Origin of the sequence: Pedobacter sp. 22163 (assembly GCF_052045595.1) — a bacterium.
In the GTDB taxonomy this organism is placed as follows: domain Bacteria; phylum Bacteroidota; class Bacteroidia; order Sphingobacteriales; family Sphingobacteriaceae; genus Pedobacter.
Genome location: NZ_JBQEPM010000003.1, coordinates 302,262 through 318,381, shown reverse-complemented (window position 1 = coordinate 318,381; position 16,120 = coordinate 302,262). Strand labels below are relative to the sequence as shown.

General features: G+C 40.3%; 12 protein-coding genes and 1 tRNA gene. 1 reads left to right on the top strand and 12 read right to left on the bottom strand.

The window, feature by feature from the left end; genetic code table 11:
- Positions 1-392: 392 nt before the first annotated feature.
- The 4 genes from ACTJKN_RS09680 to ACTJKN_RS09665 form a co-directional block, all read right to left on the bottom strand.
- The gene (locus tag ACTJKN_RS09680; RefSeq protein ID WP_440824470.1) at positions 393-3,209 is read right to left on the bottom strand and encodes a TIM-barrel domain-containing protein; all 2,817 of its coding nucleotides are present in this window, start codon (positions 3,207-3,209) and stop codon (positions 393-395) included.
- Positions 3,210-3,443: 234 nt separating this feature from the next.
- Complete coding sequence (locus tag ACTJKN_RS09675; RefSeq protein ID WP_440824469.1) at positions 3,444-4,142, bottom strand: DUF1826 domain-containing protein; 699 nt, start codon at positions 4,140-4,142, stop codon at positions 3,444-3,446.
- 160 nt (positions 4,143-4,302) lie between these two features.
- Positions 4,303-4,376: transfer RNA gene (locus tag ACTJKN_RS09670), tRNA-Arg, on the bottom strand.
- A gap of 230 nt (positions 4,377-4,606) precedes the next feature.
- Positions 4,607-4,840 (bottom strand): hypothetical protein, encoded by a 234-nt coding sequence (locus ACTJKN_RS09665; protein ID WP_440824467.1) that lies wholly within the window; start codon positions 4,838-4,840, stop codon positions 4,607-4,609.
- A 128-nt stretch (positions 4,841-4,968) separates the two neighbouring features.
- Between ACTJKN_RS09665 and ACTJKN_RS09660 the strand changes: the two genes are divergently transcribed.
- On the top strand, positions 4,969-5,337 hold the full coding sequence (locus ACTJKN_RS09660; protein WP_440824465.1) for a hypothetical protein: 369 nt from the start codon (positions 4,969-4,971) through the stop codon (positions 5,335-5,337).
- Positions 5,338-5,416: 79 nt separating this feature from the next.
- On the opposite strand, the gene uxuA is transcribed toward ACTJKN_RS09660, so the two are convergent.
- Genes uxuA through ACTJKN_RS09620 form a run of 8 tightly spaced genes read right to left on the bottom strand, consistent with a single transcriptional unit; the run spans position 5,417 to position 16,115 of the window.
- Positions 5,417-6,580 (bottom strand): mannonate dehydratase, encoded by a 1,164-nt coding sequence (gene uxuA, locus ACTJKN_RS09655; protein ID WP_440824463.1) that lies wholly within the window; start codon positions 6,578-6,580, stop codon positions 5,417-5,419.
- A 58-nt stretch (positions 6,581-6,638) separates the two neighbouring features.
- Positions 6,639-7,463, bottom strand: coding sequence for an SDR family oxidoreductase (locus ACTJKN_RS09650; protein ID WP_440824461.1), 825 nt, complete (start codon positions 7,461-7,463; stop codon positions 6,639-6,641).
- A 20-nt stretch (positions 7,464-7,483) separates the two neighbouring features.
- Complete coding sequence (locus ACTJKN_RS09645; RefSeq protein WP_440824459.1) at positions 7,484-8,950, bottom strand: glycoside hydrolase family 30 protein; 1,467 nt, start codon at positions 8,948-8,950, stop codon at positions 7,484-7,486.
- A 5-nt stretch (positions 8,951-8,955) separates the two neighbouring features.
- Positions 8,956-10,080 carry a glycoside hydrolase family 18 protein gene (locus tag ACTJKN_RS09640; RefSeq protein WP_440824457.1) on the bottom strand — a complete coding sequence of 375 codons (1,125 nt, stop codon included), beginning with the start codon at positions 10,078-10,080 and terminating at the stop codon, positions 8,956-8,958.
- Between the two features lies 1 nt (position 10,081).
- Positions 10,082-11,254, bottom strand: coding sequence for a glycoside hydrolase family 88 protein (locus ACTJKN_RS09635; protein WP_440824455.1), 1,173 nt, complete (start codon positions 11,252-11,254; stop codon positions 10,082-10,084).
- A gap of 1 nt (position 11,255) precedes the next feature.
- Entirely contained in the window at positions 11,256-12,443 is a 1,188-nt protein-coding gene (locus tag ACTJKN_RS09630; RefSeq protein WP_440824453.1) for an alginate lyase family protein, read from the bottom strand.
- 21 nt (positions 12,444-12,464) lie between these two features.
- Positions 12,465-14,927 (bottom strand): glycoside hydrolase family 2 TIM barrel-domain containing protein, encoded by a 2,463-nt coding sequence (locus tag ACTJKN_RS09625; protein WP_440824451.1) that lies wholly within the window; start codon positions 14,925-14,927, stop codon positions 12,465-12,467.
- Between the two features lie 12 nt (positions 14,928-14,939).
- Positions 14,940-16,115, bottom strand: a complete 1,176-nt coding sequence (locus ACTJKN_RS09620; protein ID WP_440824449.1) for a DUF5009 domain-containing protein — start codon at positions 16,113-16,115, stop codon at positions 14,940-14,942.
- Positions 16,116-16,120: the final 5 nt, after the last annotated feature.

Genomic DNA, 16,120 nt, shown 5'->3' with positions numbered 1-16,120 from the left:
ATTTACTGGCTGCCTACCTGGAAAGCCAGCGAAAGGGCTGTTTTTGATTACCCCTGCTTTGCCTGTTCTTTACCCTTTGTTGCTACCAGGTAACCCCAGGATAACCCCAGGGTTACCCTGGGGTTGCCTTTTCTTTACCTAAAAGGTAAAGCCAGAGCTTGCTTTCGCAGAATGGCACCATCGCCAACGGTTATGTTGCCCTTAAGCAGGGCGCCACAAGCGGTCCAGCACTTGTACTGCCTGCCACGACTTTAACGGCCCATTTTAGCTCAATTGCTGTCTTAATTAGCTCAATTCAGTTCAAAATGAGGTACCAATGCTGCTAATCTGTTAGGTTTGAACATGGATTTAAACAAAAATTATGGCTACGCATTTGCTTATTGATCAAGTCTTCAGAGTTTCACTACCGTTTTAGCACCGTTGTATTGAACAACTTTAGCCGGTGCTGTTGAATTACCGATGGCAACCACTCTAAAAATCCTTTTGGTTAACATCCCTTCGTAAGTCCCCTCGCGATTGCCGATGGTTAGCGTACCAGCGGCATGATTATATTCAAAATTGATCGTTGAAAATGCACCCTTTTCGTAATTATAGTTATTGCCCTCGTCTTCGTATAAACTGAACTTGCCATCTTTACCTTTGTAAACCCTAATCTCGATATTATCAGCTTTCTTTTCTGAAGTATATTGCATCACATCACCAACTGGTAAAATAGTACCTGCAGGAACAAAAAGAGGAATACGCTCAAGTGGTGCTTCTACATTCAACTTTTGACCGCCTTCAATCTGTTTACCGGTATAGAAATCATACCAACGGTTTCCTGCCGGGAAATAAACTTCGCGGCTACGTGCTTTGTAACTATAAACAGGACAAACCATCAAGCCTGAACCTAAAAGAAACTGATCACTCACGCCATAAGTTTGTTTATCGGCAGTATAATCCATTGCGAGCGACCTCATCAGTGTATAATCTTTATGATACGCCATTCCTGCCAACGAATAGATGTAAGGCATTAAGCGGTAGCGTAGTTGATCGTAATAAACCAGACTTTTGTAAACCGGATGGCCTTCTGGAGCAATGTTATAGATTTCGCGGTAAGGAAACTGGCCATGACTGCGGAACAACGGACAAAATGCCCCAAACTGGAACCAACGTAAATTTAATTCACGCCATTCTTTCAGGTCGGCATTCTCATTGCCTGTTTCGTCAAAAATAAGCTGGCCATCTCCATAACGTTTCTCCACGCAGAAACCACCAATATCCATTGTCCAGAACGGAATGCCCGACATTGCAAAATTAAGCCCGGCAGGAATCTGCGCTTTTAGGTCTTCCCATCTTGAGGCGATATCGCCACTCCACGTAGCGGTAGAATACCTTTGTAAACCCGCAAAACCAGATCGCGTTAACAGAAATACCCGCTTGTTATTATCCGTTTCACGCTGCCCGTTATAAATAGCGTTGGCGTTCATTAGTGCATATGCATTAAAGTATTTTGTAGAAGAACCCAGCGCAGTAGGCCCACACAGTTTCTTGCGGTAGTCCATATCGGTACAATCACGGATGTTGGGCTCAGAAGCATCCATCCACCAGGCATCGAATCCCTTTACGTAAAGGTTTTCTTTCATCTGTTTCCAAAAAAGTTTTTGCGCATCGGGACTATAGGCATCGTAGAAAGATCCTACATAACCCGGGCCTATCCAATCGCGTACACTATCCTGAACCGCCTGCATATACATCCATCCTTTTTGCTTAAATTGTTTAAAATGATCTGTTGTAGCATAGAATTTTGGCCATACCGATATCATGATATTTGCATTTTCTTTATGTACTGAGTCTACCATTCCTTTCGCATCAGGAAACCGTTTCAAGTCAAACTGATGGCTTCCCCAGGCATTTTCTGGCCAATAATTCCAGTCAAGCACAATATTATCAAGCGGAATCTTACGCTTCCGGTATTCACTTACCACATTTATTAGTTCATCCTGGGTTTTGTAACGCTCACGGCTCTGCCAAAAACCCATTGCCCATTTAGGCATAATGCTCGCCTTGCCAGTCAGCGTGCGGTAACCACTGATTACGTCGTCCATGTTTTTACCGGCCACGAAATAATAATCCATCTTATCGCCCATTTCTGACCAAAAGGATATATTGCCATTTTTTTCTATCGGAGATGAAGAAAGTGCTTTGAGGCCAACATAGGAAACGCCTCCATCAGGTTTCCACTCCAGTCTTATTTTGGTGCGTTTTCCCTTTGTTAGCGAGAAAGGAAAACGATAAGTATTCGGATTCCATGAAGTTCTCCAGCGCTCCGGCACCACCAATTTTCCATCAAGCCATACTTTGGTATAACCTGCATAATAGAGACTAAACTTATAAACATCAGTTTGGCTGGCAAGAATTTCTCCTTCCCAAACTACAGAACCATTGTTAAAATCAAAATCAGCAGGAAATTTCTTAACAGTTGTGAGGTTTTCATAATCGATTGCTGACTCCTGACGGATAATGGGCGTATTATTTTTTTGATTATACGTAGCGGTAAGGAAACCTTTTTTGCCTTGTTTATTAAAGAGGGTAAACTGGTTCAGGTCTTTATAATCCCGGGGATCGCCGTATTTGCTCTGCGAGTAATTATCCCACAATACACCATAGTTGTTTGTAGACATGATGAATGGCACAGCCACTTTCGTATTGTACTGGAAGAGGTCTTCGCTTTTATGTTTATAGTTAAAATCGTCAGATTGATGCTGCCCGAGCCCGTAGATGGCCTCGCCTGGAGTACCCGAAAAGACCTGTTGCATGGTATATCCTTTATCGTTATCGACATTAATAGGGCTAAAGCTTCTTTTTGCCTCCTGCAGCACTACTTTCCCTAATTTATCTGTAAAGGAAACCTTGCCTGTAACAAGGGAAACCTTGACGCTAAGTTCCTGAGTAGAGAGTTGGGCAAATTCTGCATTTTCTGTTACTTTGAATGGAATTGTCGGAGTCAATCCGGCTACTACGCAAAGGCTTGTAACCTGGGGAATTGTGCTTTCGGGTGAAGCCTGCACCCTAACAATCCGGCTGTTGATCACATTTATTTCAATAGTTTTGGCAGCTCCTCCCTTGGGGTGGACCTTCATCCCATTCTCCAGCGTCTCAACAGCTTCAGCGGCAAGCAATCTCCCAGCAACAAATAACAACATAATAAAGAAAGAGAATCGTTTCATAACGGAACAAAGAATTAATTGGTTAGAATATGGTGGTATGTTTTTATGATGCAAAACTACAATGCCATATCATGCCCACAGAGCAGTAATGTTAAATTAGTAAGCAGAAATGTTAACTACGAAACTTTTCGAGGGGTATTTTTTAAACAGAAAGATTGCCTGGCAGATAATTAAACTGGCATAACCAACCTGATTAACAACCGATTAAGGGGGTATAGATTAAAAAATTTAATATTAGCAGATCAGAAGCAATCTATATTCACCATCTTTTTCGTTGGGTGCCCGGTGCACGCATGGTAAAACCTGTTTATCAGGATAATCTACTGCCAACCGCCATAAATGGCCCAATCCCAAATTGATTGGTCTTGCATCAGCTTTGGCCTGGTAATGCAGGTCAAAATAATGTTCCATCAAAAAGCTTTCAAATTCCGATTCCGGACCGTTATGCAGCTCTTTGAGCTTTTGCCGGATTCCAGGGACCAGGATTTTTTGTTCTGCTTGATGATTAGCTAAGATTTCGCTGGCCGCACCGTAATAGGTACATAAAAAAGTATCAGTACCGATGGGCGAACGGTCTACATGAAATGAATATACATCTGTTGAAATGAAACCGAGTTCCTCGTCCCGCTCGTAACTTTTGATTAAATTAAGCGAAGGCGATGCTCCGGATTCTGTGAGCAACAGAAAATCATTTGAAATAATATCCCTTGCCATACTACCTTGTTCTGATAGCTTAAGCGCATGGAGGTCTTCCATAGAAACTTCCGTGAGATCTGCTTTCAGTTCAAGTTTAGATACAATTTCCCTAAAGTCGCCAACCAGGTCTCTCTGCCAGCAAACTGCATTTATATCTCCCTTAAAATTCGTATTTAAAAGGTGAGAAAAAGTGGAAACCACCGCAACCTGTTTGCTGTTAGAAAATCTATTATCCATTTATTAATTAAGCCATTTAGCCGTTATTGCCTGCAAAAGTAAGGAATAGCTGAGCGGATAATTGAAAAACCGAACGCCCTCCCATCTAATGAATATCAACAAAAAAAGGATTGCTCGAAATCGAACAATCCTTTGAATCTTTGACAAACATGTCTTTATGTACCCCGGAAGGGACTCGAACCCCTGACCCTCGGTTTAGAAAACCGACGCTCTATCCAGCTGAGCTACCGAGGCTCATTTTTTAATGAGCTGCAAATATAGAAGTTCTATTTAATATGTAAAAATATATTTTAAACTATTTAGAAGCTGCTTTTAGCATTTCAAATAAGTGTTTAAGAACGAAGCAATTAAAATTAAATTTGGGCGGAATAAATTTGACTTTAGTCCATAAAAAACGTTATTTTTCACCCTATTCTGTACCAAAAGCACAGAGCTGGTATATAAAAAACATGATCAAATCTAAATTACGCGTCTTCTCCGTTCCAAATATCATCATCGGCATGCCGAATTTTGTCATGAGCCGCGGTTACACTCTTTAATTCTTCATGGTGATAATTTCTTTCAGGATTTTCTGGCAATCCACCATCGTGATTTAGCGGCACCTTCCGTAAATGCTCAGGTTTCTTAACCTCAGGCAAATCATCATGTACAACAGAAGGCGTTAAGATCTTCTTCTTGGGGTTATTGCTGTTTTCCATAATTTTAAGAGACTCAAATTTCAAGCCACAAGCAAAGGTGAGTTAAAATTTTGGGAATTGGTGTGTATTTGTGATAATAAGGGTTGGCGTTAGGCGATAAGCGAATACAAGCCCGGCTATTACAAAAAATGCGCACAAATAAATCAGTTTTATTTGTGCGCATAAGTGGTAAATTAACGCTAAAAGATCCTTTGACTACGCTAGCATTGACGTTATTTTGCAATTACATACTGATAAGTATTTACGACACTATACACTTCCACCCAGCTAGGCCACAGCACCGTATCCCCGTTCCACTTAAATCCGGCCTAACAAATTTTTCGGATTCTGCTGCCCCAACCACACCACTGACCTTTAAAGAAAAATTTTCAGCCGGCATTTTTTGTTTCTTTTTGATGCCAAAAAGAAAGAGCCTTTCGGCGGCGGTGAGCCGAGGCAAGAATGAGCCGCTGGGCAAAAAAGGGTATGCGTCATTCATATTTATTTTTATAAAATAATTACCCCTCAGGATGACAAAACGAAGAAAAACAATTAATGAGATTGCTTCGTCGCTCCTCCTCGCAATGACGATCTAAATTAGTAATTCCCTGTAACCCCTATTTCCAGCCCTCTTAATTCGGCCAAACCTCTTAATCTGCCAATAGCCGAATAACCCGGGTTGGTTTCTTTGGCCAAATCATCCAACATTTGGTGGCCATGATCCGGGCGGAAAGGAATTGATTTATCGCGTAAAGCATTTTCTTCTGATAAGGCTTTCATAATTTCGTACATATTCACATCGCCACCTAAATGGTCTGCTTCGTAAAAACTACCGTCTTCATCTTTTTTAACGTTACGCAAATGCGCAAAATAAACACGTTCCTTAACTGCATTAAAGATCTCTAAAGCATTATTCCCCATCCCGGCACCTAAAGAGCCCGTACAGAAACAAACACCGTTAAAAGCCTGATCTACTTCTTTAATTATATAATTAAAATCTTCGAGGGTGCTTGCAATTCTTGGCAAACCTAAAATAGCATAAGGAGGATCGTCAGGATGGATGGTCATTTTAATGCCTTCTTCTGTACAAACCTCAGCAATAGATGACAAGAAAAATTTCAGATTTTCTTTTAAGCCTTGTCTTCCAATGACTTTATATTCATTAATACTATTACGTAAAGTCTCCAGCTCGATTTCTTTTTCGGTCGGGATACCCATTAATACATTAATACGAAGATCAACTAAATCCTGTGGTGTTAAAGTAGCATGTTTAGCTGCAGCCCTATCTAAAATAGATTGCGAATAATCTGCTTCTGCACCTTCTCTCTTCAAAATATAAAGATCAAAAATGGCCAGATCAATCCAGTTAAAATAAAGGGCTTTCGATCCATCGGTCATTTCCAGATCCAATTGTGTACGTGTCCAATCTAAAACCGGCATAAAATTATAGCACGCAATCTTAATTCCGCAGGCCGATAGGTTACGCAAAGAGGTTTTATAGTTTTCGATATACTGCCCTGCATCTGACCTACGCGTTTTAATCGCTTCGTGCACGGGAACACTTTCTACTACCGACCAGGTTAAACCTGCTGCCTCGATAATGGCTTTTCTTTCCTGAATATCATGTAATGGCCAAACTTCACCATGTGGAATATGATGCAGTGCGGTTACAACGCCAGTAGCGCCTGCTTGTTTAACATCTTGTAGGCTAACTGGATCATTCGGACCATACCAACGCCAGGTTTGTTCTAATTTTTTCATATATGTGTGATTACACAGATTTTAAGATTACACTGTTTATATGTGATTGTATTGATATCTAAACGCCAGAAAATGCTGTAAATCCTCCATCCACCGTAACATTCTGTCCATTTACAAATTTAGAGGCATCACTTAGCAAATATACTAAAGCGCCGATTAATTCTTCTGGGGATCCAAAACGTTTAAACGGTGTTTTAGAAATAATAGCCTGCCCTCTTGCAGTTAAAGAACCATCTTCGTTGGTTAATAATGCCCTGTTCTGGTTAGTGATAAAAAAGCCGGGTACAATGCCATTTATCCTTATTTTATCCTGATAACGATTGGCTAATTCAACAGCCATCCATTTCGTATAACTATCGATAGATGCCTTAGCCATCGAATAACCCAACACCCTGGTAAGTGCCTGGGTAGCCGAAACAGACGATATATTTACAATGCTACCGCCGTTCTTGGCTATTTCTTTGCCAAAAATCTGCGTTGGCATAATCGTTCCGAACAGGTTTAGGTCAAAAGCCTGCTTTAAGGCCGGAATATTAAGGTCAAAAACATCGCTACCTGGCTGGATTACTGCCTCAGCCACGTTGCCTCCAGCTGCATTAACCAATGCATCAATCCGGCCAAATTCTTTAATAATGGTCGCATTTGCATCAATCAGGTTCTGTTCATTTAATACATCAGCAATGATGTAAATTGCTTTACCGCCGGCCTCAATTACATCTGCCGCTCTTTGTTTAGCTATTTCTTCGTTTCTTCCAATTACAACGATTGTAGCGCCCGCGGCACACAAACCATTAATAAAAGCCTCGCCCAAAACACCTGTAGCACCTGTAACTACTACAACCTTATTTTTCAGCGAAAAAAGGCTTTCTACTTCTTTTACCATTTGTTTAGTTCTTTTTAAGTTTATTCTACTACTAATGTTGTGATGGAGTGTGGCAAACTGGTTGTTGTTGCAGCCTCACCTTTTATCCACAAACTGTATTTTAATTTGTCATCGGATTGATTCATTACCACTACAACCAACTTACCATCGGGATTTAAAAAAGCTGTTGATTGCAGTTTATCGCGACTGGATGCTGCTCCTATTCTTTTAGCTCCCGGGCGGATAAATTTAGAAAAATGTCCCATATAATAATAAGCATTTGTATAAATCAATTTATTATTTTTCGTATCGGCATGTACGGGAGCAAAACAGAAGTTGCCGACATGGTTTGGTCCACCTTTTTCATCTAAAAGAATATTCCAATCCGTCCAGGCAGCTGTCCCGGCATTAAAGTCGTTAATCATAGAGTAACCATACCGCTCGCCCAAAGTCCAGTCATCCAGTTTATTTACATCGTATTTTTCTTTACAGCCTTCGGTGAAAATCAATGCTTTATCTGGATAAGCTTCATGTGTTTGTTTCACATTACCGAACTGCATTCCGCTCCCTGTCCATGTTTCATACCAGTGAAAACCAATACCCCAAACATATTTAGCAGCATCCTTATCATTTAAAATGGTACTTGCCCTTTGAAAAATCTGATCGCGGTTATGATCCCAAGCAATTAGTTTTTTTGATGCGAGGCCTGACTTCTGTAAGGTTGGACCTAGGAAGTTTTTAATAAAATCGCGTTCTTCTTCGGCAGTAAACACACAAGATTCCCATTTTTGCTTGGCCATGGGTTCGTTTTGAACGCTTAAACCCCAAACCGGAATACCCATAGCCTCGTAAGTTTTGATAAATTTCACATAATGATTGGCCCAGCTTTGGCGATATGCAGGCAATAAATGCCCGCCCTGAATTAAACTGTTATTATCTTTCATCCATGCCGGTGGCGACCATGGGCTTACAAACAGCGGTAATTTACCTCCCGATGCCGCAATGGCTTGTTTAATCAAAGGAATTTTGAATTCTTCATCGTGCGCTACGCTAAAAGTTTTAAGGTCTTTATCATTATCCTGTACATAGGTATAACTTCCACTCGAAAAATCGCAGCTGGCAATATTGGTGCGTGCCAAAGTATAGCCGATACCTTTATCTTTACTGTAATATGCCGTTAAAAGTTCTTGTTGATTTTTCTTAGATAACTTTGCAAATGTTTCTGCCGAAGCATCGGTTAAAGCGCCCCCAATGCCAACCAGGGTTTGGTATTTTATAGTTGGATCTACAAAAATACAAGGCTCTGTTTCAAAAGGTTGCTTATGTTCAGCAAAACTTAAGGTTTCGGTTTTACTGATGCGGTATTCAGATTTCTCTGCTGTAGTGTAAACCGTTACTTTTTTGTTGGCAACAGTATAAGTCTGCACCGGCTTAACCACTTTTTTGTTCTGGGCAGATACATTAAATGCAGCTGCCAAAATCAATAGGATGCTTAGATTTCGTTTCATTATTATCATTTTAAACTTTTATTGATCTGATCAAGTAAATAGCCATTTACATCAGAATCGTATTCCCAAAACATCACCCCAGCCATGTTATTTTTCAATACATATTCGCATTTTGCCTTTACCGATCTTTCATCATCGTAAGTCATATATTCACGGGTTGCTGCATTATAGAGATAAGAAGCTTTGGCGTCTTTATCGTAATATTTCTTAAAGCCTTTCTGATTGATCAGGCTATCTTTTAAAAAAGTATAACCTTTTCCGTACCTGCTGCTTAAAACAGAATCGCCTAATCCATTTTTGGCATTTTCTTTAAGGGTGAAAGAGCGGCTGTAAAAGGCAATTCCCATTACTAATTTGCCGTTAGGAACACCTGCAGCGGCAAACTCGCGAAAGGTTTTGTCTGCATAATTCTCTGCCGGATAGCTTTTTGAATTATAAAGATTGGTATGATGACCCGCAAAATTGCCATTATAGAAATCGTAGGTCATGAGGTTTATGTAATCCAGATACTGCTGTGCTTTATCCATTTCTGTATGGCGGATAAAATTGGTAAAACCACCAACTGCGATAGTCAATAGCTTTTTAGATTGAGATTTCTGTTCTAAACTATCCAATTCTAAGCGGAGTTCTTTCAGCATCAAAGTAAAGTTCTGTTTATCTTCCGGTCTGAAAACATTACCTTCTTCTCCTGCTATACCAGGATATTCCCAATCGATATCTACCCCATCCAGCTTAAATTTTTCTATAATTCTAACGGCACTTTCGGCAAAAGCTTTACGCGAGGTGTCGCTCAGTGCAGCATCTGAAAAATTTTCGCTCCAAGCCCACCCACCGATAGAAATCAGGATTTTAAGATCAGGATTTTTAAGTTTAAGTTGATTAAGCTGCTGAAAATTAACTGTATCAGTCGCTTCACGGTGTAAAAAAGCACGGTTGTTTTTTACGTCGACAAAAGCATAATTGATGTGTGTGAGTTTCTCTGCAGAAATTTTACGCACATCAACCAAACCTCTATAACCGCCAACATAACCAATAACCACTTTCTTTTTGGTTAAATGATCTACCTGCATGCTCAATAGTAGGCCGATAGCAAGGCTTGCAGCAATAAATAGCTTTAATACACGCTTCATTTTAGTTTTTACTTCTTAACAAAGCTTCCAGGTAGTAATAATCGGCATAATTGATCGGCACATCAATTTCAGACTTCGCCGGGCGGTGCCCTGTGCTATGCTCTAAAATAAAGCCATAATTTGTACCAATTTTACTGGTATACTTTGTGCTGAGCGAATTTAAGATTTTATCGGCAGCGGCTTTATATTTTTTACCATTGGTACTGTACTTTGCCAATTCGTAAAGCGCCGAGGCTGTAATTGACGCAGCAGATGCATCTCTGGAAACATCAGGGATTTTAGGATCGTTATAATCCCAATATGGAATGCCATCAGCTGGCGTAATTTTACTATTTAAGATAAAGCCTGCAACACCATCAGCCTGAGCTAAATATGCTTTATTTTTAGTTTCACGATAACACATCGTATAACCGTAGAGTGCCCAGGCCTGGCCGCGTGCCCAGGCCGATTCATTAGCGTAACCTTGTGCAGTTAATTTCTGGCGCACATTGCCTGTTAAGGTGTCATAATCGATAACATGATAAGAACTAAAATCGGGTCTGAAATGATTCTTCATCGTGGTATTGGCATGTGTTACCGCAATTTTATAGAAAGATGAATCGCCTGTTAACTTAGTGGTTTCAAATAATAGCTCAAGGTTCATCATGTTATCAATAATTACCGGATACTTCCACTTATCGCCATTATGATCCCACGATTTTAATACACCTGCTTTGACGTTGAATCTTGTAGACAATGATTTTGCCGCCTGAATAATTACAGCTTTATAGGCCGGATCGTTTGTTAAACGGTATCCGTTTCCAAACGGACAATAAATCATGAAACCTAAATCGTGCGTTCCTGTGTTAAATTGTTCCTTTTTAATATCTTCAGTATATTTCTTAGCCAGATCGAGCCATTTCTTATCGTTGGTATATTGATAAAAATACCATAATTCTGCCGGAAAGAATCCACTGGTCCAATCTTTCGACACCACCATTTTAAACTGTCCGTTTTCTACGGTTCTTGGTGAAACCAGATTAGGCTTTATTTTCCTGGCCGAATCTACATTTTTGATCAGTACTTCCGTTTGTTTCGCTGCTGAAGCAAATGCTTTTTTAACATTTGTTTTTTGCGCCTTTACTATACTGAAAGACAACATGCTTAGCGCCGTTATTGTTATTTTTAAGTTCATATTACAACCAGATTAATGGGTTACGGATAGGTAAATTTCTAATTACTTCTTCTACCTGAGGCTGATGGTCTAATTTCGCCCAGGTTTGGTACCAATTGGCTTGATTGTATTGTACTGCTCCAAACAGTAAAAAAGGCTGTGCTACAGGCCAGTTTTCCCAATACATTACATCGGGCTTTAAGGTCCACTTGCTTTTATCGGCAATAAACGGATATAAATAAGTTAATCCTTTTTTTATGGATTTTCCATCGGCCGTTTCAAAATCCCAGAGGTTATCTTTTGGTGTAGATAAAATCTGGCAGAGCATCGTCATGGCATCAAGGTTAAAGATCGAATAACCATAAGGTTTTGTTCTCGCCATTTCCAACGGAAAGCTACCGTCATCGCCCATTTGGTTTGGCAGAAGGATGGTTTTATAACTGGTACGTAAGGAATCAAGCATGCTTTCGTCGCCACAAAGTTTTGCAAAAGATGCTACCTGCATGGCCCAACACGTTGCATGGTTGTTTTTCACGGTTTTTTCCTGAATACCTGGCTTGCTGGTATTTAACCATAAGGTATAATCGGCAAACCATTTTTTTACACCTTTATTAGTACGCTGATCAAATGCTTTTGCTTTTTCCATTACTAATGCACCTTGAGCCACCTCCATTAAATGAATAGTATCGATAATACCATAATTACGCCCCGTAAACTTACCTTTTACCGCTTGTGCAAACAATAGATTCGGGTTCATTAATGTCTCTGAATTGATAAACCAGGCTTGGAAATGTTTAACGGCTTGTTTAACATACTTTTCATCGCCAGTAATTTTATAGGCGGAAGCCAGCGCACCAATGATTTTACTAAAACGGACCATTGCCTTACGGTGTGCTAAAAAGTTATCAGGATTGGTGAGTCCATCCCTGTTGATGTAGGGGCCATCCGGATTTTTCGGGTCAGGCCAAAAATAGTCTGCTTCAGAGAAGAAATCATGCTTTCCACCAGCACTCCTTGGCGAAGATGAAGCGGTAACAGTAATCGGTTTTTGCTGCATGGCCCAGGCTGCCTCGGCCAAAACCTGTTTTTTCAACAGTACTTCTGCCTGCTTTTTTAAATCGGGTCCTTTCAGATTGGGTTTTGGGTATGCAAAAGCTGTTCCGGCAAAACAGAGCAACACTAATAATGCATAGGTAATGATTCTTTTCATTGGTATATATTTGGTTAGCTATTATAAAGTTGTAAAAACCGTCCTCAGACCTTCAGAAATCGCAGATACGGCACTTTGACCTTTATTTAATTTCACGCTGATCATCGCTCTTCCATTGTAAGCCTGCACTTTCCTGGAACCTGATGAAGTACCTTGATTATCAATTAATTTACCATCGCCAGTTAAACCAAAAGTTATCCAGTTAATGGCATCTAAACATTGAACTCCATTGGCATCAAAAAGTTTTACTTCTATAGTTGCCACATCACCGTGCTGACTGACCTTTGTCAGTTTCATTTGAGCTGGCTTTGTCCATTTTTCAGTTTGATAAGTAAATTTAATTTCGTCGGTCACGGTTTCTTTCCCTTTTTTGGCAATTACCTTAACCGTGTTTTCGCCCTTTACAAACGGAAGGTTCCAGCGCAAACCCGCTGCAGGATAATCCTGACTATTGCGTTTTTTACTGCCAAAACTTTTGCCATTTAAGAAAATTTCGGCATCTGTACAGTTGGAGTAAACTTTTACCATTTTCTCTTCACCTTCATCACCCCAACGGATTGGCCATGTGTGTCCGTAAATGTGTACCATTGGTTTTTCAGTCCAGTAAGACTGGAAAACGTAATAAGCTTCTTTTTTGGTAAAATCTCTTTCTACTACGCCCTTCTGGTTCATGTAAGGCACAGGATTATCGGGACGGACAGGCGTAGAAAAATCTTTGAAGGGCCAGTAAGCCGTACCGCTTAACCAAGGCATGGTTTCCTGCTCTTTTAAATGCCAGTCGATTAAGTTTGTGATGTATGATTCGCTCCAGTCGCCATCCTTAGAGATCCTTGCTGCACCACCATATAACGAGGCATCACCTGCCCTTTCATCGGCACTTCCTCCGGTTTTAATCTTACTTAAAGCTTTATCCGGATTTTCTGAGTGACGTAGCGCATGACTATCTCCTCCCCATTCTACATGTAAAAAGCGTTTTACCTTCGCAAATTCATCCTCTGATGCCTTTTTGTAATCGGTATAAGCGCCACGGTACCAACCTGCCCAAATAGAAGGAGAATATACATCTACAATATCGCTGCAAAAATCGCAACGGCGAATGGCCGTGTAACGCGATTTATCCAATTTGTGGGAGAGATCGTTCAGCTCTTTCATAAAAGTCCTGATCTTTTCCTTATCAAACTCTGGGAAATCGCCTGGCCAATCATTTTCGTTGCCCATCCCCCAGATGATAATGGCCGGATGGTTATAATGCTGTTCAACCATATTAGTAAGCATTCTGCGGGCCTGCTGTTTGTATACTTCGCCACCAAGGCCACCACGGCACCATGGAATTTCTTCCCAAACCAGAATCCCCAAGCTATCGCAAAGGTTTAAAACAATGCGCGATTGCTGATAATGCCCTAAGCGGATAAAATTAACGCCCATGTCTTTCATCATCTGCATTTCCTCACGGATCATACCTTCGGTCATTGCTGCTGCTACACCTGCATGATCTTCGTGGCGGTGTGTTCCGCGCAACAGTAAACGTTTTCCGTTCAGGTTAAACGGTCCTTTCTCTACAAATTCGATATTGCGGAAACCAATTTTTTCTTCTCCTTTATAATTGCCTGCTGTAGAAATTACTTCGTACTGCAAACGATATTGCATAGGTTTTTCGGTAGACCATAATTGAGGTTTTTTAATCTCCAGCGACCATAAATCAATATCAGCAGATAAATTATTAAGTTTTTTCTCTGTTTTACTGATGGTTTTTCCTGAAGGATCAACCAGTTTCAATAAAATCGTTGCTTCATTAATGTCCCTGGGATTATACAAACGGGTTTTAACGGTTAACCTGCCCACTTTACCTTGTACATCAACCTCAGCTTTGGCAAACATCTTATCTACCGAAAGTTGCGGTGCATAAACCAGGTTTAAGTAACGGTAAATACCACCATATACATTAAAATCTGATAAATCTGAGGGAATCATTTCCAAGTCTCTGGAATTATCTGTCCGTACTGAAACCGGAACTTTACCCTTAAACTGTTTTTGATAAACATCTGTTGTTTGAAAAGCAGCAACAGCGTCGGTAATATCAACTGTCCACTCGTCATAACCACCAACATGCGAAGCAACTTTGGTGGTATACACGTAAACTTCTGTTTTTTGTCCGGCGCCTTCGAAATGTAAGATCGTCCTGCCGCTTTGATAAGGGTTTTCGATCTTAAGCTGTGTGCGGTACCAGGCTGGCCCCTGGTAATAATTTACATCCGGATCTACCGCATCTTCAGCATTAACGCAATGCGGCAAATTCACTTTCTGCCATAATGGTACAGCTTCTGGATTACCCACACCAACCGGACGAACAGCCTCCCAAATGCCTCCTAGATCTTGCTTTAAAAACTCCCAATTATTATTTAAGCGAACTGATTGCTGCGCAAACAATAACTGACTGTTAAACAACGTGATAAATAATATTATATATCTAAATAACTTTAACATAAATTTTGAAAATTAAACTTTTAAACGCAATTTTTTCTTTTCTAAAAAGTACACGATACCGATCACCAAAAATGCGATCGACAAAGATCTGATGACCCCTCCAATACCCGAACTCAGGAAATGCGGAAAATGAAAACGGACTAAACTAAAAAGCGCATATAACAAATAAGGAATGAGGTAGCAGGTTAGCGTACTGGTACCAGCAGGTTTAATGATTTTAAACCAATCATTTTTTCGTTTAACATCTACCAGGTAAATCAATATTTCGAAAACTAAAATTGTAATGCCCATGCATACAAATATCCAGGCTGGAGTGGCGTAAATTTTAGAAATCCCTCCTGCATAAGGCCTGATGAACATGCCAAAAGCGAAGGATAACAAACCATAAAAACTAATGAGTATCCAGAAATCAAGGTATTTTTTAGCTCCGATTTGCTTTTTGTACATCGAAATAATCAGTGCACCGCCTAACATCAATACAATTGACGAAGCATCGCCAATGATCCATAAACGATGGTTGAAAACGCCTGTATGCGTGGTGATGTTAATAGCTGCAAAAGCCACAAAAGCAAACATGAGTACCAACAGATTGCCTTTAGAAAAAAGATATACAAAAGCCGAAACAAGATAAGCCCAGCCAATAATGCCTAAAATACCCCACCAGTGTGGTTTTAAACCTTCGGGCTGCACTGCTGAACCACCTTTGTATAACAATGCCATCGTGGCAATGAGCAAAATACCTAAAGTAATAAATCCGTTCTTTTTAAGTTTGGAAAGACTTTTAGGATAATCAAGCCATATTAAAAAGAAAGCAATGGTGACAAGAATGGTATAAACAGGATAAGGCAGTAGGGCTGAGTGGTGATCGTAATTCTCTAAATTGACATGGAAAAAGCCCATTACAATTAGGGCCAATGCCCTTAAAGCAATGTAGGCAGAAATGGAAATCAATCCTATTCCCTTATCTTTTCTACTTTGAATGGCAAACGGCAGGGAAAGTCCGACGATAAATAAAAAGGCAGGGAAAATGAGGTCTGAAAAACCCATTCCATCTACATCGGCTGGTGTATGCTCAATCCATTGCGGGATATTGGAAACCCCTGCAACATCGTTCACAAAGATCATCAGAAACATGGTGATGGCCCTTAAAACGTCGATTGATAAAATACGCAGCGGTAGTTGGTTCATGCGCT

Coding starts and splice junctions, on each gene's coding strand:
- ACTJKN_RS09660 (WP_440824465.1), top strand. CDS start 4,969: ATGCGCACAAATAAATCAGTTTTATTTGTGCGCATAAGTGGTAAATTA.
- ACTJKN_RS09680 (WP_440824470.1), bottom strand. CDS start 3,209: ATGAAACGATTCTCTTTCTTTATTATGTTGTTATTTGTTGCTGGGAGA.
- uxuA (WP_440824463.1), bottom strand. CDS start 6,580: ATGAAAAAATTAGAACAAACCTGGCGTTGGTATGGTCCGAATGATCCA.
- ACTJKN_RS09640 (WP_440824457.1), bottom strand. CDS start 10,080: ATGAAGCGTGTATTAAAGCTATTTATTGCTGCAAGCCTTGCTATCGGC.
- ACTJKN_RS09620 (WP_440824449.1), bottom strand. CDS start 16,115: ATGAACCAACTACCGCTGCGTATTTTATCAATCGACGTTTTAAGGGCC.
- ACTJKN_RS09630 (WP_440824453.1), bottom strand. CDS start 12,443: ATGAAAAGAATCATTACCTATGCATTATTAGTGTTGCTCTGTTTTGCC.
- ACTJKN_RS09645 (WP_440824459.1), bottom strand. CDS start 8,950: ATGAAACGAAATCTAAGCATCCTATTGATTTTGGCAGCTGCATTTAAT.
- ACTJKN_RS09625 (WP_440824451.1), bottom strand. CDS start 14,927: ATGTTAAAGTTATTTAGATATATAATATTATTTATCACGTTGTTTAAC.
- ACTJKN_RS09665 (WP_440824467.1), bottom strand. CDS start 4,840: ATGGAAAACAGCAATAACCCCAAGAAGAAGATCTTAACGCCTTCTGTT.
- ACTJKN_RS09675 (WP_440824469.1), bottom strand. CDS start 4,142: ATGGATAATAGATTTTCTAACAGCAAACAGGTTGCGGTGGTTTCCACT.
- ACTJKN_RS09650 (WP_440824461.1), bottom strand. CDS start 7,463: ATGGTAAAAGAAGTAGAAAGCCTTTTTTCGCTGAAAAATAAGGTTGTA.
- ACTJKN_RS09635 (WP_440824455.1), bottom strand. CDS start 11,254: ATGAACTTAAAAATAACAATAACGGCGCTAAGCATGTTGTCTTTCAGT.